The sequence below is a fragment of the Salmonella enterica subsp. arizonae genome (assembly GCF_008692845.1).
GTDB classification, from domain to species: Bacteria; Pseudomonadota; Gammaproteobacteria; order Enterobacterales; family Enterobacteriaceae; genus Salmonella; species Salmonella arizonae.
On the sequence record NZ_VXJW01000002.1, the window covers coordinates 487,018 to 507,259 of the forward strand.

General features: G+C 51.4%; 19 protein-coding genes and 3 pseudogenes. 5 read left to right on the plus strand and 17 right to left on the minus strand.

Translation table 11 applies throughout. The features are described from left to right. Positions 1 to 37 precede the first annotated feature (37 nt). The 4 genes and pseudogenes from F4V61_RS06960 to F4V61_RS06975 form a co-directional block, all read right to left on the minus strand. A complete protein-coding gene (locus F4V61_RS06960; protein WP_001276439.1) occupies positions 38 to 715 on the minus strand; it encodes an AroM family protein in 678 nt (225 codons plus the stop codon). A gap of 251 nt (positions 716 to 966) precedes the next feature. Beyond that, positions 967 to 1,158, minus strand: a complete 192-nt coding sequence (yaiA, locus tag F4V61_RS06965) for a protein YaiA (protein WP_001143160.1) — start codon at positions 1,156 to 1,158, stop codon at positions 967 to 969. Positions 1,159 to 1,184: 26 nt separating this feature from the next. Then, positions 1,185 to 1,730, minus strand: a complete 546-nt coding sequence (gene aroL / locus F4V61_RS06970) for a shikimate kinase AroL (RefSeq protein ID WP_000983575.1) — start codon at positions 1,728 to 1,730, stop codon at positions 1,185 to 1,187. A 184-nt stretch (positions 1,731 to 1,914) separates the two neighbouring features. Next, positions 1,915 to 2,357 (minus strand): annotated as a pseudogene (locus F4V61_RS06975) (YaiI/YqxD family protein). A 139-nt stretch (positions 2,358 to 2,496) separates the two neighbouring features. On the opposite strand from F4V61_RS06975, the gene proC reads away from it, so the two are divergent. Next, positions 2,497 to 3,306, plus strand: a complete 810-nt coding sequence (gene proC, locus F4V61_RS06980; RefSeq protein ID WP_000412184.1) for a pyrroline-5-carboxylate reductase — start codon at positions 2,497 to 2,499, stop codon at positions 3,304 to 3,306. 14 nt (positions 3,307 to 3,320) lie between these two features. Here proC and F4V61_RS22795 read toward each other — a convergent pair. The 6 genes and pseudogenes from F4V61_RS22795 to F4V61_RS07005 form a co-directional block, all read right to left on the minus strand. Further along, positions 3,321 to 3,811: pseudogene (locus tag F4V61_RS22795) on the minus strand (diguanylate cyclase). 54 nt (positions 3,812 to 3,865) lie between these two features. Next, on the minus strand, positions 3,866 to 4,222 hold the full coding sequence (locus F4V61_RS22800) for an MASE2 domain-containing protein (RefSeq protein ID WP_432761907.1): 357 nt from the start codon (positions 4,220 to 4,222) through the stop codon (positions 3,866 to 3,868). Between the two features lie 300 nt (positions 4,223 to 4,522). After that, positions 4,523 to 4,843 (minus strand): phosphate starvation-inducible protein PsiF, encoded by a 321-nt coding sequence (psiF, locus tag F4V61_RS06990; protein ID WP_038396770.1) that lies wholly within the window; start codon positions 4,841 to 4,843, stop codon positions 4,523 to 4,525. A gap of 354 nt (positions 4,844 to 5,197) precedes the next feature. Beyond that, positions 5,198 to 5,458, minus strand: a complete 261-nt coding sequence (gene iraP / locus F4V61_RS06995) for an anti-adapter protein IraP (RefSeq protein WP_000792983.1) — start codon at positions 5,456 to 5,458, stop codon at positions 5,198 to 5,200. Between the two features lie 296 nt (positions 5,459 to 5,754). Continuing rightward, on the minus strand, positions 5,755 to 6,966 hold the full coding sequence (locus F4V61_RS07000; protein ID WP_038397818.1) for a multidrug efflux MFS transporter: 1,212 nt from the start codon (positions 6,964 to 6,966) through the stop codon (positions 5,755 to 5,757). Positions 6,967 to 7,134: 168 nt separating this feature from the next. Beyond that, positions 7,135 to 7,848, minus strand: coding sequence for an extensin-like domain-containing protein (locus F4V61_RS07005; RefSeq protein ID WP_058345709.1), 714 nt, complete (start codon positions 7,846 to 7,848; stop codon positions 7,135 to 7,137). Between the two features lie 77 nt (positions 7,849 to 7,925). Between F4V61_RS07005 and ddlA the strand changes: the two genes are divergently transcribed. Then, complete coding sequence (gene ddlA, locus F4V61_RS07010) at positions 7,926 to 9,020, plus strand: D-alanine--D-alanine ligase (protein WP_001096583.1); 1,095 nt, start codon at positions 7,926 to 7,928, stop codon at positions 9,018 to 9,020. Between the two features lie 25 nt (positions 9,021 to 9,045). On the opposite strand, the gene F4V61_RS07015 is transcribed toward ddlA, so the two are convergent. Next, on the minus strand, positions 9,046 to 9,261 hold the full coding sequence (locus F4V61_RS07015) for a DUF2754 family protein (RefSeq protein ID WP_001239238.1): 216 nt from the start codon (positions 9,259 to 9,261) through the stop codon (positions 9,046 to 9,048). A gap of 268 nt (positions 9,262 to 9,529) precedes the next feature. Between F4V61_RS07015 and F4V61_RS07020 the strand changes: the two genes are divergently transcribed. Further along, the gene (locus F4V61_RS07020; RefSeq protein ID WP_000763138.1) at positions 9,530 to 9,838 is read left to right on the plus strand and encodes a YaiY family protein; all 309 of its coding nucleotides are present in this window, start codon (positions 9,530 to 9,532) and stop codon (positions 9,836 to 9,838) included. Between the two features lie 37 nt (positions 9,839 to 9,875). On the opposite strand, the gene yaiW is transcribed toward F4V61_RS07020, so the two are convergent. Continuing rightward, positions 9,876 to 10,970 (minus strand): surface-exposed outer membrane lipoprotein YaiW, encoded by a 1,095-nt coding sequence (gene yaiW / locus F4V61_RS07025; protein ID WP_079828048.1) that lies wholly within the window; start codon positions 10,968 to 10,970, stop codon positions 9,876 to 9,878. A 14-nt stretch (positions 10,971 to 10,984) separates the two neighbouring features. Continuing rightward, positions 10,985 to 12,205: a peptide antibiotic transporter SbmA gene (gene sbmA / locus F4V61_RS07030; RefSeq protein ID WP_079828046.1), complete on the minus strand. Its 1,221-nt coding sequence runs from the start codon at positions 12,203 to 12,205 to the stop codon at positions 10,985 to 10,987. A 346-nt stretch (positions 12,206 to 12,551) separates the two neighbouring features. Between sbmA and ampH the strand changes: the two genes are divergently transcribed. After that, positions 12,552 to 13,709 (plus strand): D-alanyl-D-alanine-carboxypeptidase/endopeptidase AmpH, encoded by a 1,158-nt coding sequence (gene ampH, locus F4V61_RS07035; protein WP_000830789.1) that lies wholly within the window; start codon positions 12,552 to 12,554, stop codon positions 13,707 to 13,709. Positions 13,710 to 13,752: 43 nt separating this feature from the next. Here the strand turns inward: ampH and F4V61_RS07040 are convergent. Then, positions 13,753 to 14,286: pseudogene (locus F4V61_RS07040) on the minus strand (helix-turn-helix domain-containing protein); the annotation flags it as partial. Positions 14,287 to 14,449: 163 nt separating this feature from the next. On the opposite strand from F4V61_RS07040, the gene hemB reads away from it, so the two are divergent. Next, positions 14,450 to 15,424, plus strand: coding sequence for a porphobilinogen synthase (hemB, locus tag F4V61_RS07045; protein WP_000130720.1), 975 nt, complete (start codon positions 14,450 to 14,452; stop codon positions 15,422 to 15,424). Positions 15,425 to 15,550: 126 nt separating this feature from the next. Here hemB and prpE read toward each other — a convergent pair whose 3' ends face one another. From prpE to prpC, 3 genes are read right to left on the minus strand one after another with little or no spacing between them, the layout of a single operon-like run. Further along, positions 15,551 to 17,437 (minus strand): propionate--CoA ligase, encoded by a 1,887-nt coding sequence (gene prpE / locus F4V61_RS07050; protein WP_080152656.1) that lies wholly within the window; start codon positions 17,435 to 17,437, stop codon positions 15,551 to 15,553. Positions 17,438 to 17,477: 40 nt separating this feature from the next. Beyond that, the gene (locus F4V61_RS07055; protein ID WP_080161085.1) at positions 17,478 to 18,929 is read right to left on the minus strand and encodes a bifunctional 2-methylcitrate dehydratase/aconitate hydratase; all 1,452 of its coding nucleotides are present in this window, start codon (positions 18,927 to 18,929) and stop codon (positions 17,478 to 17,480) included. A 39-nt stretch (positions 18,930 to 18,968) separates the two neighbouring features. Next, positions 18,969 to 20,138 (minus strand): bifunctional 2-methylcitrate synthase/citrate synthase, encoded by a 1,170-nt coding sequence (prpC, locus tag F4V61_RS07060; protein ID WP_038396783.1) that lies wholly within the window; start codon positions 20,136 to 20,138, stop codon positions 18,969 to 18,971. Between the last annotated feature and the right edge of the window lie 104 nt (positions 20,139 to 20,242).

Below are 20,242 nucleotides of genomic sequence, written 5' to 3' on the forward strand. Positions count from 1 at the left end.
TAATATAGAGTCCTGATGTTCGGCCTGTCACGTGAAATTAAACAAGCAGTTCTGAAGCCAACCGCGCAATCAAAACATTAGAGAGTAAAACCGGCACATCCAACGCCTGCTGTAAGATATCCCGATGACGCTGATGAAAGCCCAGACAATCAAGCATAATAACATCCGCGCCTTGATCCAGTAGCGCCTGCCCGGCATCAATTAACTGTTGCTCAGAACCGTGAACCGGATTCGCCAGTGAATAAACCGGCGGTTTTTGTAATACCTGCCATTTTTTTTCCTGCGCCGCCAGAAGCTCTGCAACTGGCACAATAACGCCGACCTGATGCCCATCCACAATAGAGGCGACAAGCGGTGGAATTATACGCAACGGTTCAAGCAAAATAGTATTGCGGGCAGCCATGCTTTTAATCACGGCGGTGCTCATCAGTATAATGACATCATAACCCTGGTTATCCAGCACCTCGACAACGCTTTGCAAGTCTCGCTCTACTTTCTGGCGGGAAACATGAGCTATCTGGTTATCATTCAACAATGTCAGAAGCGGATCGTCGCCAGGCTCTACGGCGTAATCCGCCATAACGTCTTCCCGGCTCATTTTTCCCAGCAGGCTGTGATGGGTGATGTGTTGTTCGTCGATGTATTCCGTCAGAAGCGGTAACACTTCGCTCATTGGCACAACGCCGATTGTGAGGATTGCCAACGACGCACTCATTTTTACTCCACCTTCTTAACTTCGTCGTAATTCCCAGGCAAATATTTACACGACCACCGCGCTACCTGCCCTACAAATCTCAAAAAGCGTAGCAGCAGATGAGCAACGTATTGTGTAAAGATTCCAAATAATTCCAGTACTATATTGTTATCGCTTAATTTACGGTTTTAGTTGTTAGTATAAATGTTTCAAAAATGTGATGGAGATACAATTTAAGGGTACTCAGAATCCCTTCCGAGTCATTCATGCGGCTATGATTTATCCGGATCTTCATAACGTTTTTTCGCATCCATCGCTTCTTCTGCGGTCGGATGCTCGCTAATAAGCGAATCAGGTTTCGGATGGTCAGCCCGTAGCTGATACCACGTCACCGTCTGGCCCGGCGCGCCTTTTTCAATGGTGACGATATAAGCTTCCCGCGGATAAGGTGGTCTGGTTGGCATAGCGTTTCCTTTATTCTGGGTGAGCGTTAAGTATAGACATCTCCCTGTAACCGTTGCGTCGACGTCGGTAGCGCCGCCATAATTTCAGAAACGACCTGGGTCGGCGCTTTCGTCGCGTCAATAATGTAATGCGCCGTTTCGCGATACAGCGCGTCACGCTGGTCAAGCACTTCCCGAACCTCTTCGTTCAACGGCTTCCCGGTTAGGGTCGGACGCAACTCCACTTCAGGTTCAGCCTCAAGCCGATTAACCAACGTTGCTACCGGCGCACAAAGATAAATCACTACGCCAACACGGCGCATATAACGTCTATTATATTCCGTGAGAATAATACCGCCCCCTGTCGCAACGACTGTCGAAGGCGCGCTTACCGCTTCCAGGGCTGTCGTTTCCCGGACGCGGAATCCTTCCCAGCCCTCTTTTTCAACGATATCAGCAACACTCATCTGCGCATACGATTGCAGCCAGCGATCGGTATCCGTAAATCGGAAACCGGTTGCCTGCGCCAGCGCCATACCGATGGTGGTTTTCCCACAACCTCGCGGGCCAACAAGATAAAGAGGTTGCATCATAGCAAGCGTTCCCCCGGGAGCTGCGCATACGCAGGATTTGATATCAGCAATGTTGTAATCATATCACCAAACTAGTACAACGCGGATACGTAAATAATAATTTACATAAAGATACTAACTTCACGATATTAGTACTATAACAAGAATTACGAATGAATGAAGTGTAAAATTTTCATTACAAGATTTATTTTTTACGCTGAATTTCCAGCCACCACTTATCCAACTCAGCGGCAAAATGTTGACGATCACGCGGCGAGAGACTGTTTGGTCCCCCCGTTTGTACGCCGCTGGCGCGTAGCGTGTCCATAAAGTCACGCATCGTCAGACGTTCGCGAATCGTGGCTTCGCTATAGCGTTCTCCACGAGGATTAAGCGCCGCGGCGCCTCTTTCCAGTACTTCAGCCGCCAAAGGGATATCCGCAGTAATAACCAGATCGCCCGTTTCGCATTGACGCACGATTTCATTATCAGCCACGTCGAATCCGGCGGCTACGCGAAGCGTGCGGATAAAACGCGAAGGCGGCACGCGCAAAGCCTGATTTGCAACCAGAATAAGCGGTAGCTGCATCCGCTCGGCGGCACGATACAAAAATTCGGACACGCATCCGCATCCACCCAGATAGTCATAATGTCTCCCTTACGGTATACAATCGTTTATTGTCTCGCGCTTTTGTCTTTCGTCAAAGTGCTGTTTCTCCTTCTGCCCGTTTTCAATCCGCGTTAAGCTACTCCTTCCCCATAACACACAAACATAGGGAGTGACGAGATGGAGAAGAAAATCGGTTTTATTGGCTGCGGTAATATGGGCAAAGCTATTCTTGGCGGGCTCATTGCCAGCGGTCAGGTGCTTCCCGGTCAAATCTGGGTCTACACCCCCTCCCCCGATAAAGTTGCCGCCCTGCATGACCAGTACGGCATTAATGCGGCACAAAACGCGCAGGAAGTCGCTCAGATCGCGGATATCGTTTTCGGCGCGGTAAAACCGGGCATTATGGTAAAAGTGCTGAGTGAAATTTCCTCCAGCCTGAACAAAGACTCTCTGGTGGTCTCTATTGCCGCAGGCGTAACGCTTGATCAGCTTGCGCGTGCGCTGGGGCACGACCGTAAAATTATTCGCGCCATGCCGAATACGCCATCGCTGGTCAACGCCGGGATGACCTCCGTCACACCCAATGCGCTGGTAACGCCGGAAGATACAGCTGATGTACTGAATATTTTCCGCTGTTTTGGCGAGGCGGAAGTGATTGCTGAGCCAATGATCCATCCGGTGGTTGGCGTGAGCGGCTCTTCTCCAGCCTATGTCTTTATGTTTATCGAGGCGATGGCGGACGCCGCTGTTCTGGGCGGTATGCCTCGCGCTCAGGCTTATAAATTCGCCGCGCAGGCCGTCATGGGAACGGCAAAAATGGTACTCGAAACCGGAAAACATCCCGGCGAACTGAAAGATATGGTATGTTCGCCTGGCGGAACGACGATTGAAGCAGTACGCGTTCTGGAAGAACGTGGGTTCCGCGCCGCGGTAATAGAAGCGATGACGAAGTGTATGGAGAAATCAGAGGCGCTCAGTAAATCCTGAGGCCCGGCTGGACGTCATGCCGCCACTTCGGTGCGGTTACGTCCGGCATTCTTTGCTTTATAAAGCGCCATATCTGCAGACTTTAGCCATCCCCGATAATAACCGATTTGTGGCGTTAACGGCGCCACGCCTACGCTGATACGTAGCATTACCTGTGGAGCGCCCGGCAAGCGTAATGTATTCAACCGCTCATGCACGCGCGACAGGGCAGTAATCGCGCTATTTGCCGACGTTCCGCACATAATCACCGCAAACTCGTCGCCACCGAAGCGCCCAATAATATCTCTCCCACGTAACGTTATCTGTAATTGACGCGTCAGGGCGATAATAGTCTCATCCCCAATACCATGCCCCAGGTATCGTTAATGCTCTTAAAATGATCGATATCGATAATCAGCAATGTCGCCTCCTGATAGTGGCGTCGGCAGTGATCGGATTCATTACGTAATAAAATTTCCCTATGCCGTCGGTTATAGACGCCGGTCATGCCATCCCGCGAGCTCATATCCTGCAATCGTCGCTTATGCTCCGCTAATTTAATGGCTGTCTGATAACTTGCTCAAGCAAACAGGAGCGGATACAGCACAATAACAGGCAAAGAGAGCGTGACTTCCAGCGACGAGCTTCGCATAGCGATGGGTAGCCCGGTAAGCTGTAACGTCGCCAGACATGACGCCAGAAAAAGCCCCCTTCCGGCAAAGAATAACCGCAGCCCGCCAGCGCCTATCAGATTCATGCTCATCATCCTAAACAGCGCAGCGGCAGGCAACATATTTACGCCTATCAGCGCGATCCACATGCCAGTGAGGATCACATCCGCTTTCAGGTTATAAATTTCCTGCTGTAGCGGATCGGGTGCTTTCGTCGCCCACTGCCAGGCCAGCTGCGGCCAGACAAAAGACCAGCCGACCAGCAATAACCACCAACCTCCGGAGACGTGTTACGACACTAACACTGCGGCCACGGGTAAAAACATTCCCCCTAACCCCACGGCGCGCGGTAGCCTGATGCGCCGTGCAAAGCGCAACCCGGAACGCTGATGATCATCAGGAGGGTCTGCTGGCGCTACCGCCTCTTCAAGCGCTTTTCGGTAAAAATTTTCATCATTCATTATTTTTGGGAATATTTAGAAACATTTTCCCAAATTATAAGAACAGAGCGCATGGAGGGAGTATGAGATTTCGGGTGAGCGTTTGTCGAGGCTCACCCGATAGCACTACGCCGCTTTTTTCAGGCAAGCGCTCATAAACTTGCTGCGGTCGTCGCCTTTCAGCGATTGTTCCGTCGCCTGGACATTGCATTCACGCATTTTCTGCTGTTGCGGCGTCAGGCTTTTCTCACCAGGAGCTGATTTACTGTTTTTCAGACAGTCGCTAAGGTAAGTTTTACGCGCATCGCCTTTCAACGCCTTCGCTGTCGCCTGCTGATTACAGGTGGTCATGCGCTGCTGTTGCGGCGTTAACGGTTTCTCGGCAGCGCCGACTGTAGTTAAAAAGACCAGGCCAAAAAGTAAAGTTACCAGTAAAGTTATTTTCATAGCACCATCCTTTTGTCAGAGTACACCCTATACATTGCCCCTTTGAGGAATATCCCAGGGACTTTATATAAGTCTGGCTGCTACTGGCAAAAATACCACCCGACAATAAAAGTATTACTTACCTTTCTCAATGTATATTTTATTGATTGACAAACCGTAGGCTCATGTGCAATTCGATTATTCATAGCCGTACCAGCATGATAGAGAAGAACAACGCACAGCATTACACTGTTATTACCATAGCCGCTTCGTTTTTATTTTCTTCTGTTTAATACAGAGCAAAATAAAAACGAAGCGGCTATGGTTATTTCATAAAAGTAACGTTATAACAACCATGTTTTTTTTTAATTACGATTAGTGCCGGGGATGTCTCAGCAACTTTTTTACATACTGGCGCAGCAATTCCGTATCGTGATCAGGAACGCTGGCATCCGGCTTTACGCCTTCAAGCGCCCCCTCTACCTGACGTATCAACATCTGTTGCTCGCTTTGCGCCATATTACGTAACATTGCTGTAACGATAATCTCTAACGCTTCTACCTGAGCAACCAATTCTTTCGACTCTTCTTCTTTTTGGGCTAGCTTAAGCAACAACTCTGCTATGAGATTTTTCATGACCATATTTCCTTATTAGTTCCAGGGTGACGTTATCACTATGAAGAACCACTGCCTAGAGGCTGAAAGTACTATTTTTATGATACAGGAAGAAATTTACACAAATAATTGTCACCATCGCCGCAGCGAAACGTTTCTCAAGCCGTAAACGAGACGATAATAAACCATCAAAAACAAATAATCACGCTATCTCATAATTTAAAGTTATACTATCTATAGAAAAATTTCACTGCTGAAGAATATATCTTTTAATTTAAACCATATCGTAACGGCTGGAGCACCGTTACGATACAAATCTATTGGGCTTTCGCTTTTTGCGCGTTACGCCGCCGACGTAACGCCAGGGTCAGTTGCCCAATGTTGATCAGCACGATCGCCGCAGTGACGATAAAAACCCAACGGAAACCCGCCATCGCCGATACCGTCGCACCCATCAACGGTCCTACCACGTTACCCAGGTACATAAATGACTGGTTGTAGCCAAAAATACGTCCGGTAATTTGGTCACTGGAGTATTTCACCAACAATGTTTGTACGGCGGGTAACATCGCGCCATCGGCAAAGCCCAGCAAGAAACGTAGCAACCCCAACTGGAACGGCGTGGTTACCCAGGACATAGCGAAGAAAAGCAGTACCGCACAGATAAGCGTGCTCATCAGAATTCTTTCCGTGCCGATTCTGTCGCCAAGTTTTCCCAGACGAGGCGCGGAGATAAGCGCGGAGATACCGGGCACAGAGGCAATTAATCCGCTAAGAAAGGCTAAGTTATTACTGTCCGGCATCATTGATTTGATAAACAGCGCCAGGATTGGACTGATGGAGCCATTACAGAGTTGAATGACCATTGTGGTAAAAAACAAACTGATCACTAGCGCAGGATAAGGTAACGACGCAAAAACGGCTTTACCGCTCAGACGTTCGCTTTTCTTGATGACCGGGCGCACGCCTTCTTTAATTAAAAACAGAGTGACCAGAAAGCTCACTACCATCAGCATGGCGGTAATCAAAAAGACCGCTCGCAGACCAATATGATCCGCGACGAAACCGCCCATTAACGGCCCGCCGATGACGCCGCTAATCTGCGCGGTAGAAAGCGTACTGAGCGCCCAGCCGCTACGTTCGCGCGGGACCTGAGAGGCCACCAGCGCCATAGCATTGGGGATATAGCCTGACGTTAAGCCCATGATTCCGCGCAGCAGGAAGAGTTGCCAGACATGGGTCGCGAATGCCTGGAGAAAAATAGCTATCGCCATCCCAAGCGACGCGCGCAACAGCATAAGTTTACGCCCTTTACGATCGGCCAGGCTGCCCCACATTGGCGATACAATGGCGGAAATAAGAAACGTGATGCTAAACGTTAACCCGGACCACATTGATAATGCCTCATGGGAAAAAACGCCAAGCTGGGAAATATAAAGGGGTAAAAATGGCAGGATTTGACTGATTGCCAGCCCGGTAAAAAAACAGCCAAACCAGACGGAAATTAGATTAACTCTCCAGGATTCCATAAGACTCGTAACGATAAGTAGCTGAAAATACGCGCTAGCTTAGCAAGCTATCTTTTTTCTGGTGGTTCCAGAGGTGCGGTATGTCACATTTTGCTATTTTGTCTTCCTGTTCATCATTTTTGTGAAATATCTCATATTATATAGGCGCATAGTCCAGACGTTTATACTTTAACGACACACGCCGTAGCCACGCATCCCAAGATGAAAATGGTTAGCATGAGCAGCGTTATAGTCAGGTCCGAGCCCATTACCATAATAATGGCAACTGGCGTTTAACATAGCGCGCAGCCAGGGCCCCGTCTCTTCACGCTTCCAGCCTCGCAGGACGGTGATTTTCCGGCCATCCGACAGTTGAAATCCGCTGACATCCAGCGCTTCTGCGCCTGCATGTTCGCTACGGCGCGCATCCGAACGGTGATAAATATTACGGCAGGCATAGCTGCCCAGATGTTCGATCCGGATCAGGCGGCGCTTCATCCAGGTTTCTGTTAAGGATTTTGCCTGCTGTTCGACAAACAGCGCGGAACTCAGCGCCAATGGGCAGGAGGCTAAAAAACTACTGCTCAATTTTACCTGACCAAAATCTCTGACGCGCACTACATGGGTTAAGGGACATTCGCCAGCGCTATCCGCCACAGGTTGTGATGAAATTAATCCCTGTTGATTGGCCGCCGTCAAAAGTTGCCGGCACTGCGGCGGCGTAAGGCGCTGTAGTTTGAATGTAGTGATCCAGCCTGGCGGATCGGAAAGTTGTAGCGGAGAAAAAGGATTATAATAAGAAGGAAGGCAACAATATCCCAGCCCGCCAATGCCGCCCAACAGCACAATAATCAGAAACCCCTTACCTTTCACGCGGCCTCCGTTCTCACATCCCTTAAAGATTATGGCAGAAGCCCGCGAAACCCGCGTTTTGTCGTGGTAATGTATACGCTTTGCATTCGATGGAATGGGTTTTTAAGATGGCGAAATTGCGGGTAGGAATAGTATTTGGCGGCAAATCGGCGGAACATGAAGTGTCTTTGCAATCAGCGAAAAATATCGTTGATGCGATCGATAAAACCCGCTTCGACGTCGTGCTGTTAGGGATAGATAAGGCGGGGCAATGGCATGTTAACGATGCGGAAAATTATTTGCAGAATGCAGACGATCCGGCACATATCGCGCTACGTCCTTCGGCAATCAGTCTGGCACAGGTGCCTGGCAAACACGAACAGCAATTGATTAACGCCCAGAACGGGCAGCCGCTACCGACGATAGATGTAATTTTTCCTATCGTCCACGGTACGCTGGGTGAAGACGGCTCATTGCAAGGGATGCTGCGCGTCGCAAACTTACCGTTTGTCGGTTCAGACGTTTTGAGCTCTGCGGCCTGCATGGATAAAGACGTTGCCAAACGGCTGCTGCGCGATGCAGGACTAAATATCGCCCCGTTTATTACTCTCACCCGAGCGAACCGCCACGCGTTTAGCTTTGCCGAGATGGAATCCCGCCTGGGACTGCCGCTGTTTGTTAAGCCCGCCAATCAGGGCTCTTCGGTCGGCGTAAGTAAAGTCGCTAACGAAGCGCAATACCTGCAGGCGGTCGCGCTGGCCTTTGAATTCGATCATAAAGTAGTCGTGGAACAAGGGATCAAAGGGCGCGAGATCGAATGCGCCGTATTAGGTAACGATAGCCCGCAGGCCAGTACCTGCGGCGAAATCGTACTGAATAGCGAATTTTACGCCTACGATACCAAGTATATTGATGATAATGGCGCACAAGTTGTCGTGCCTGCGCAGATCCCTTCCGGGGTGAATGACAAGATCCGCGCAATCGCGATTCAGGCCTATCAGACGCTGGGTTGCGCGGGCATGGCTCGTGTCGATGTCTTTTTAACGCCAGAGAATGAGGTAGTGATTAACGAGATTAATACGCTGCCAGGTTTTACCAATATCAGTATGTATCCAAAACTCTGGCAGGCGAGTGGCCTGGGCTATACCGATTTGATCAGCCGCCTGATTGAGCTGGCGCTGGAACGCCATGCGGCGGATAACGCCTTAAAAACCACGATGTAATAACGCACGCCCGGTAGCGCTACGTTTATCGGGCGTCTTTTGCCTTATCATCTTCGCGCCGACGAATGATAAGCCCCGCCAGCCAGAAGCTGATAATCCATGTTATCAGCCCAACGCCATAGGTTTGCCATCCTTTCGCCTCAAACCCCAGCAATCCCACTACGCCGTTCAAAATAAAGATAAGGCCAATAGCAAAGGCATAGTAGTGCCAGTCACGACGAATTTTTACAGGCAAACGCATAACGACTCCGACATGTTAACAATAACAAAAACATATTTTTACATACTTCTTGCGGGCGAGTCTGTGGGGGATACGGAATTTCTTAAAATGTTAATTTATTTTTATTAAAGTTGCAGTTTTGTGACAAATAACAAAAATTTACGCGGTGTATACATTCCAGATGTGAAATTACCATGATTCTGATATTGACAAACGCAATGACCTGTCAGACTTCACAGTAAGCCGATGGCATAACGCCAGATCGTAGCCGATCATCCTGGAGGTCTTTATGGCTGATTTCACTCTCTCAAAATCGCTGTTCAGCGGGAAACATCGAGAAACCTCCTCTGCGCCAGGAAATATTGCTTACGCCGTATTTGTACTGTTTTGCTTCTGGGCCGGGGCGCAGCTTTTAAACCTGCTGGTTCATGCGCCGGGCATCTATGAGCATTTGATGCAGGTACAGGATACAGGTCGACCACGGGTAGAGATTGGGCTGGGCGTCGGGACGATTTTTGGCCTGGTGCCCTTCCTCACGGGCTGCCTCATTTTTGCCGTTATCGCCGCGTTTTTGCGCTGGCGTCACCGTCACCAGTAAACCTTAGCGCGCTGGCGAAAATATCCCAGCGCAAAATTTATCGCCCCATACACCGCACCCGCCGTTCATCAACTCGCTTAGCAAACCAGGCGGTCGTCAGCTTGCGCGTGATCTTCGGGCTTTCCAGTTGAATACCGGGCAACATTTCCCGCGCAAGTGTCCTGCCCGTTTTGGCCTCGGCCAGTTTATAGACGTTCTTGTAGAGCGCCGTTTTTTCAAACGCCAGGCTATCGCCCTTCTCCAGTTGACTGCGAATTTCACGCTCACTCATTCCCAACTGATCTGCCAGTTTACGAGCCGCTAATTCTGTTTTGCCTGGCTCCTTGCTGTTATAACGAATCAGATCGCCATCCAGCGCCAGTTTTACGCCGCTGGCTTTACTGACGGCATTCTGGAACGCGGCATTACGGCTGGCATACCACCCTGCGTTGAAGTCGGCGAAGCGGAAAACAGGCGCGCTGTAGTTCGCCGGGTAATTCAGCAAATGGTATGTCCCAAACCACAGTCCGCCACGACGCGTAAAGACCTCCTGACGTACCGTGCCCGCCATCTTCCAGGGATAGCCTTTAGCATGCTGTTCGGCAAAGGCGATACTGACCTGCATAGGGCCGCCAGTATGCACCGGGTTATATGAGCCAAATAGCGTCTGCCCCATAGGGACCATATTGATAAAATCGTCAAAAATAGCGCTAAGTTGTTTTTCGGTTCTTACCGTGTCCAGACGTTCGCTATAGCTTTTTCCGTTGGGGGAGTTAATTTTCAGCGTGGTATGCACCAGAAACAGCGGAATGTGCAGCCGTTCAGCACGGCGATCAATCTCCTGCCAGGCTATTTTACTTAGCCCCGGCACGACAGGATCCGCCTGATAACCGGACTCCTGCTGTGCGACAGCCAGCACCGAACAGATATTTTCCACCGTCGGCGCCAGACCCTGGCTCTTGAACGTTATCGCGATATCTTTTGCCCAAGCCTCTCTGTCTTTGACGCTGGCCGGCATTTTCTGGCGTACAACGTTTGCAACGTCGACAGGCTTCTCGCCCTTGTTGACAGACTTCCCGGATTGACTACTACAGCCAGCCAGCATTGCGACAGCCAGAAAAGGCAGAAAATAAAGACGGGACACCGTCGACATAACGTTTCCTTCTGTTAGCTAAAAGAGTGAGTCACTTCCTGAACTGGCTGACCATCCAGTTGGCGTTCAAAACTACGCAAACGCTTATAGATAGACATCAGTTCCACCAGCGTCGTCCAGGAGTTAATCAGATACTGGAACGAACCCCGTACCTGGCCAAACACATTGGTGATTTGCGTCATCAGACCCAACGTAATCGTACCGGCGACAATGGAAGGAAACAGCAGGAGCAGACCGAAAACGTTATCAACCTGCAAATAGAGAATGCGCGCAATGTTGAAATACATATAGTGAAAGTAGAGACGGAAGTAGTTATGGCGCACCGCGCTAAATAGTTCACGGACGGTCGGCGGCGTGGCGCGACTGGTGTCATCTTCGCCGTAGACCAGCTCCTTACGATAAGCCGCTTCTACTCGCTGGTTTTTAAATTCCAGCCCCGGCAATTTGATCCCGACGACCGCCAGCAGACCCGTTCCCATCAATGACCAGACTATGGCGGCAATGACCAGGCCGTAAGGAATATGTCCCACGACGGGTAAATCCGGCACGTGCGCTGACAGGGTAACTAACACCGGCAGAAAGGCGATAAGCGTCATAATGGCATTGATAAAACTCACGCCCATGTTCTCCAGAGTAGAGGCAAAACGCATGGTATCTTCCTGCACACGCTGAGCGGCCCCTTCGATATGACGCAGATACTGCCAGTGCGCCATATAATGCTCATTCATTGCGGTACGCCAGCGAAATACATAGTGGCTGACAAAGAAATTGTTCAATACGCCGACCACTACTGCGATAAGCGCAATACCGAGAAAAACCCCCACCTCATGATAGAATTGACCAATCGTCACCTTGTGCGGCGAGCTGAGCGCCGTTTGAATCAAATCATAGAACGGCGCGTACCAGGCGTTAACCGCGACGCCAACCTCCACCAAAAACCAGGTGACAAAAATAATAAGCGAGGTGCCAAGTATCGACCAGTATTGCCAGCGGTGCGGGCTATAGATGAACCAGAACGTCGCAAATAAACCAATGCAAATCAGGTAATAAGCATAAAAAATCAGATAATCCAGCGACCAGAATCGCGCTGCGCTGATGGGCACCTTATCGGATGCGCCCACAAGCCTCGCAACCCAATCACCGCCTCCAGCCTGCCAGAAAATGACGGCGACCAGCGCCCAAACAAACGCCGAAATGAAAAACGGCCCTGGCTTTGGGAAAAAAGATTTAAACATCATGCTCTCCTGCTAACTTCTTATCTTTATTACGACTGCTGTGACGACGGCAATATCAAGCCATGCCCAGGCAAAAGAAAGGGCTAAATCAGGCATTGTGACCTACGCTGTGACGCTTAGTTCGCACTTCTGCCCAACAGAATTGTTTCGACGAGTTTCCAACCAGACACACAGGCTGACGCTATCAGATTACCACAAGCGCTATATCACAAAAGTAAACATTCTCCATCACGAAAACCCGCCGTTACGTTTTCTCACCCATTTTTTTCTCTTTAACACTTTGCAATGTGCTGCCGGGTAGTATAAATACGCATAACCTCTGTTACTTCATTTATGGACATCACCGTTGAAACGTAGTCTGCTTTTTACTGCCACGCTTTTTGCAACATCAGTTACTTCTGTCCAGGCGGCCCAGCCGATTGCCGATCCGGTTTTTGCCTCTGATATTGTTGATCGTTACGCCGAGCATATCTTTTATGGTAGCGGCGCCACGGGTATGGCGCTGGTGGTGATCGACGGCAACCAACGCGTGTTTCGTAGTTTCGGTGAAACCAGACCGGGCAATAATGTTCGTCCACAGCTTGATTCGGTCATTCGTATCGCGTCGCTCACCAAGCTAATGACCAGTGAAATGTTGGTGAAATTGCTCGATCAGGGAACGGTAAAATTAAACGATCCCCTCAGCAAATATGCTCCTCCCGGCGCGCGTGTCCCGACGTATAAAGGTACGCCGATTACGCTGGTCAATTTAGCTACCCATACCAGCGCGCTCCCTCGAGAACAGCCCGGCGGGGCGGCGCATCGTCCGGTATTTGTCTGGCCAACCCGCGAACAGCGCTGGAACTGGATCTCCACTGCAACCTTAAAAGTGTCACCCGGCTCGCAGGCGGCCTATTCCAATCTGGCGTTCGACCTGTTAGCCGACGCGCTGGCGAACGCATCCGGCAAACCTTATACGCAACTGTTTGAAGAGAAGATTACCCGCCCGCTGGGAATGAAAGACACTACATTTACCCCGTCTCCCGATCAGTGTAAGCGCCTGATGGTAGCAGAGAAAGGCGCAAGCCCCTGTAATAATACACTGGCAGCCATCGGCAGCGGCGGAGTCTATTCTACGCCGGGAGATATGATGCGCTGGATGCAACAGTATCTGTCGTCAGATTTTTATCACCGTAGCCATCAGGCCGATCGTATGCAAACGTTGATTTTTCAGCGCACGCAGCTAAAAAAAATGATCGGGATGGACGTACCGGGTAAAGCCGATGCGCTCGGTCTGGGCTGGGTCTATATGGCGCCAAAAGACGGACGTCCGGGCATTATCCAGAAAACGGGAGGTGGCGGCGGTTTTATTACCTATATGGCGATGATCCCACAATATAATATTGGCGCTTTTGTGGTCGTAACCCGTTCCCCCCTCACTCGATTTACCAATATGAGCGACGGTATTAACGATTTGGTTACTGAGTTAAGCAGTAATAAACCGATTGTTATTCCTGCATCCTGAGTTGTCGCGCCTCACCGCATATCAGATGAGGCGCGACATTTTGTTAATATTCGGAGAGCAAACGATTAATACCGATCAGTTTGCCTTTCTTCATTTCAATATAATTACCCTTACGCAGGGCTGCGAGTACTTCTGCCACCACCGATCGTGATACGCGCGTTCGGTGATGAATATAATTCACGTCACCAATACGTGCGCGAAAATCTTCATCCCATTCAATCATTGTTATTAACGTCGCCCGCATCAGGTCGTAAGAATTATTGACAATGAGCTGCTTGTCACGAAATGGCGGTACCTGACTTTTCCATGCTAACCAGTAGAAGGCTTCACGCTATAGTAGGTTCTGCTCAATGGTGGCGAGAGTTTGTGATGACGAAAGGCGATAACCGATGCAACCGCTTTCCGTAATTGATTTATATTGTGCCGCTTTTTTCGCCACACCATCGGGTAAGCCGAAAATAAAGGGGGTCTGCACAATACCAATAACAACCTTTTTACCCTAAATTAACGAAACAATACCCTCTAAAATAACAAATGTATAGGTATTACTTTCATCAGGCGAGCGGATACCTTCCTGAAAATACATTACAACTTCAAATATTAATTTTCAGTATATAAAACAGTGCTATTTTCTCCCGGCGCTGGCGTCGCGCCCGCTGAGTTAAGGACCGTTTTCGTAAAACATCTGCCTGTAGATTCAGGTATACTAGGCCTTCGATTCCACAAACATCAGGCAGACCATGACAGACCTTATCCATCGCCCTCGCCGCCTGCGCAAATCCGCTGCGTTGCGCGCCATGTTTGAAGAGACAACACTCAGCCTGAATGACCTGGTGTTGCCGATCTTTGTTGAAGAAGAACTCGACGATTACAAAGCTATTGATGCCATGCCCGGCGTGATGCGCATCCCGGAAAAGCAGCTAGCGCGAGAGATTGAGCGTATCGCTAATGCTGGTATTCGTTCCGTTATGACCTTCGGCATTTCTCACCATACTGATGACACCGGCAGCGATGCCTGGAAAGAAGACGGTCTGGTGGCAAGAATGTCCCGCATCTGTAAGCAAACCGTACCGGAAATGATAGTCATGTCCGATACCTGCTTCTGCGAATACACCTCGCACGGACACTGTGGCGTGTTGTGCGAACACGGTGTGGATAACGATGCGACACTGGCTAACCTCGGCAAGCAGGCCGTTGTCGCGGCGGCGGCTGGGGCCGATTTTATTGCGCCCTCTGCGGCAATGGATGGACAAGTCCAGGCCATCCGCCAGGCGCTGGACGCCGCCGGTTTTACCGACACGGCAATAATGTCCTACTCAACCAAGTTCGCCTCTTCTTTCTACGGTCCCTTCCGTGAAGCAGCAGGTACCGCGTTAAAAGGCGATCGCAAAACGTATCAAATGAACCCGATGAACCGCCGTGAAGCGATTCGCGAATCCCTGCTCGACGAAGCCCAGGGCGCGGATTGCTTAATGGTGAAACCGGCCGGCGCATATCTGGACGTGCTGCGTGAAATCCGCGAGCGCACAGAGTTGCCGCTTGGCGCTTACCAGGTGAGCGGCGAATATGCCATGATTAAATTTGCTGCTATGGCTGGCGCCATTGATGAAGAAAAAGTCGTGCTGGAAAGTCTGGGCTCGATTAAACGCGCTGGCGCCGATTTGATCTTCAGTTACTTCGCGCTGGATCTGGCGGAGAAAAACATTCTGCGTTAATTCTGTCACAGGGCGGCGCTCTGCCGCTCTTTCTCGACTTTACAGTATGTATCTCCCCCAATATTCAGTCGTTGGCGCTGACCTGTTGCCGGGTAGCGCCGCTAATACGGCTTATCCGGCATACGGTTACTCCTCTATCGCCTGGCGAATTTGCTGCAACGACGCGGGATCATCAATGGTCGTCAGGTCGCCAGGATCGCGTCCTTCGCAGATCGCCTGAATCGTGCGTCGAAGCATCTTTCCGGAGCGCGTTTTGGGAAGCTGCGAGACAAACCAGACATGAGCCGGACGACCAAAGTTACCGATCTGGCTATCCACCAGCGCTATAATCGCTTTTTCCTCGTCGCGCGCCGCCTCGCGATCCTCCAGCGTGTCGCCCTGTTTAGGTATGACGAACGCCACCGCCACCTGCCCTTTCAAAGCGTCTTTTATCCCCACCACCGCAACTTCCGCCACGTTCGGGTAACTGGAGATACTTTCTTCTATTTCTCGCGTCCCTAGCCGGTGACCGGCAATATTAATCACATCATCGGTACGGCCAAGAATAAAGTAATAACCTTCGTCGTCGCGAATCCCCCAGTCAAAGGTGGCATAAACCTGGCGGTTAAACAGTGACCAGTAAGTCTTCACAAAACGCGCATCGTCGCCCCAAATTGTCTGAATACAGCCCGGCGGCAGCGGCCCTTCGATCACCAGCATTCCCTTTTCGTTTATGCCGCAGGGTTCGCCAGTGACTTCGTTGAGTAGCTGGACGTTATAACCGTACATCGGCACGCCCGGGCTTCCCAGACGCGACGGCCTGTCGTCCAGATCGCGCGCCAGCGCCATGATCGGCCAGCCGGACTCCGTCTGCCAGTAGTTGTCGATGACCGGCACGCCCAACGTCTCCGTCACCCAGGCGGCTGTCGGCTCGTCCAGCGGCTCACCGGCCAGATAAAGCACCTCCAGCGAGGAGAGATCGTGATTACGAATTTGCGCCGTCGGGAATTTCTTCAACACGCGAATCGCGGTCGGCGCGGAGAACATACGGTTGACCTGATATTTCTCAACAATCTTCCACCACACGCCGCAATCCGGCCAGGTTGGCAACCCTTCGTAAACGATGGTCGCCATCCCCGCCAGCAGCGGGGCGTAAACAATGTAAGAGTGTCCCACTACCCAGCCGATATCCGACGCGCAAAAGAACACGCCGCCCGCTTTGCCGCCGAAGATAGTGTCCATTGAAGTTGCCAGCGCCACCGCATAGCCGCCGACGTCGCGTTGGACGCCTTTCGGTTTGCCGGTGGTCCCGGAGGTATAAAGAATGCACGAGGTTTCATTGGATTCCAGCCATACCACCGGCACGCGCGCGCCGAGATGTTGCTGGCGCAACGTGGCAAAATCCAGATCTCGCCCGTCCACCCGCGCCATTTTCGCCAGTCCTCTGTCCACCAGCAGAACGTGTTTCGGCTGATGCTGCGCCTGCGCAATAGCGTCATCAAGCAGCTTTTTATATGGCAGGATTTTACCGCCGCGCGACCCAGCATCCGCCGACACAATCAGCGCCGGTCTGGCATCGTCAATGCGCGCCGCCACGCTGTGCGAGGCAAAACCGCCAAAGACCACCGAATGGATCGCGCCAATGCGCGCGCAGGCCAGCAGGGTTATCTGCGCTTCGGCAATCATCGGCATATAGACCAATACGCGATCGCCACGCTGCACGCCAAGCGACAGCAACATGGCGGCCACAGCGTTGACTTCATCATGCAACTGGCTGAAGGTAAACGTGCGCTCTTCATCGGTCTCTGATGAGATGGCAATCAGCGCCAGCGCCTCCGGCTGTTTATCCAGCCAGCGGTCAATGGCGTTATGGCATAAATTAGTGGTGCCGCCGCAAAACCAGCGGGCAAACGGTGGACGGCTATGATCCAGCGTCTGCGTAAACGGCTGTCGCCAGTCGATACGCCGGGCCTGCTCGGCCCAGAACGCCTCCGGTTCGTTAATGGAACGCTGATAAAATTCGCTAAAAGACATCACGCTCTCCTGTTGAACTTACGCCTTACTGCTGGCTGGCTCAGATGACATATAAGTCGAGGTACTCGTTAACCGGCATCTGCTCCAGGCGGGTTCGGTCCAGGGAGACATCCAGAATGCGTTGCTGCTGGCGAGTCGGGAACTGACGCGCCAGATTGATTTTAAATTTTTCGATAAGTTTCGGAATACCGTCGGCGCGGCGACGCGCATGACCAATCGGATACTCCACGACAACCTCTTCAAAGCGTGAGCCATCAGTAAATTCCAGGGTGATCGCATTGCCGATAGCTCGTTTTTCCGGGTCGTGATAGTCGGCGGTAAAAGCCGGGTCCTCATAACACACGATCTTCTCGCGCAGGGCGTCAATACGCTTGTCCTGCGCCAGCTCGTCTTCATAGTCCGCCGCGGTTAAACGTCCGAACAGCAATGGCACGGCGACCATATACTGGATACAGTGATCGCGGTCAGCCGGATTATTGAGCGGGCCTTTTTTGTCGATAATGCGGATACAGGCTTCGTGGGTGCGGATGGTCACTTTCTCGATATCCACTGCCGTTTTGCCCGCCGCCTGCATCTGATCATACAGCGTCATCGCCGCTTCAACGGCGGTTTGCGAGTGGAATTCTGCCGGGAAGGAAATTTTGAACAACACATTTTCCATCACGTAGGCGCCGTAAGGCCGCTGGAAACGGAACGCTTCACCTTTGAATGAGACGTCGTAGAAGCCCCAGGTTTTCGCCGTTAGCGCCGATGGATAGCCCATCTCACCGGTTTTCGCCATCAGCGCCAGGCGCACCGCGCGTGAGGTGGCATCGCCTGCCGCCCAGGATTTACGCGTACCGGTATTCGGCGCATGACGATAAGTGCGCAACGACTGCCCATCCACCCACGCCAGCGATACCGCGTTGAGGATCTCATCGCGCGTCAGCCCCAGCATTTCAGCAACTACCGCGGTCGAGGCCACTTTTACAAGCAGCACATGGTCAAGACCAACGCGATTAAACGCGTTTTCCAGCGCGATACATCCCTGAATTTCATGGGCTTTGATCATCCCGGTCAGTACCTGTTTCATGGTCAGCGGCGTTTTGCCTGCGGCGACAGCGTTACGTGACAGCCAGTCCGCAATCGCCAGAATGCCGCCGAGGTTGTCGGAAGGATGGCCCCATTCGGCGGCAAGCCAGGTATCGTTAAAATCGAGCCAGCGAATCATCGCGCCAATGTTAAAAGCCGCCTGTATCGGGTCGAGCTGGAACTGGGTGCCCGGCACGCGCGCGCCGTTGGGCACAACAGTACCTGGTACGATCGGCCCAAGCAATTTTTTACAGGCTGGGTATTCCAGCGCTTCCAGACCACAGCCGAGCGTGTCGAGCAGACAATAATGCGCAGTGTCATACGCAACTTTCGAGGTGATTTCGTAATTCATGACGTAATCAACGATATCCACGATTTCATGGTCGAATTGCGGGCGGATGTTCAGTTGTTGGGTAGACATAGGGTACGTTTCCTGCGTTTTATTTTTGATAAGAGTGAATTAGCAACGTTCGTCGATTGCGACAAACGGGCGATTGTCCGGTCCGGTATAGTTGGCAGATGGGCGAATAATTTTATTGTCCTTGCGCTGTTCAATAATGTGCGCCGCCCAGCCGGTAACGCGGGCGATGACAAACAGCGGGGTGAACATTTCGGTAGGGACGCCCATCATGTTGTAGGAGACCGCCGAAAACCAGTCGAGATTCGGGAACATCTTTTTGGTCTCCCACATCACGGTTTCCAGACGGTCGGCGATGTGGTACATCTTCAGCGAGCCGCCTTCTTCTGAAAGCTGTTTCGCTACCCGTTTGATCACCTGATGACGCGGGTCGGCGATGGTGTAAACCGGATGGCCAAAACCTATCACCACCTCTTTGTTTTCCACGCGCTTACGGATATCCGCTTCCGCCTCATCCGGCGTTTCATAACGCTGTTGAATCTCCAGCGACACCTCATTCGCCCCACCGTGTTTCGGGCCGCGCAGCGCGCCAATCGCGCCGATAATCGCGGAGTAGACGTCCGAGCCGGTACCGGCAATCACCCGGCTGGTAAACGTCGAGGCGTTGAACTCATGCTCGGCGTACAGCACCAACGAAATATGCATCGCCTTTTCCCAGCTTTGGGTTGGCTTTTCACCATGCAGCAGATGCAAGAAATGACCGCCGATAGAATTGTCGTCGGTTTCTGGCTGAATACGTTCGCCGTTGTGGCTATAGTGATACCAGTAAAGAAGGATGGAGCTGAGCGAGGCCAACAGCTTATCGGCAATATCCCGTGCGCCGGAGACGGTATGTCCCTCTTTTTCCGGCAAGGTACAGCCCAGCGCGGAAACGCCGGTACGCATCACGTCCATCGGGTGCGATGCCGCCGGTAAGGCTTCCAGTACGGTACGGACATTGGCGGGTAATCCGCGCAGCGCTTTTAATTTGCTTTTATAAGCGCTCAACTCGTCGCGGGTCGGCAATTTTCCGTGGATCAGTAAATGCGCGACTTCTTCAAATTCGCAGTGCTCCGCCAGATCGAGAATGTCGTAACCGCGATAGTGCAGATCGTTACCGCTTTTTCCCACGGTACACAAAGCGGTGTTCCCGGCAGGTACGCCAGACAAGGCGACGGATTTTTTGGGCTTAATGACATGGTTATTATTTTGCTGGATCGTGGTGTCGCTCATAGTGTCCTCGTCATTTTTGTAATGTGTAGGGTGTTGAGGGTATGCCTCGCGTCGGCCTGATAAGGCGAAAACGCCCCCAGGCAATGCCGGATGGCACTACGTTT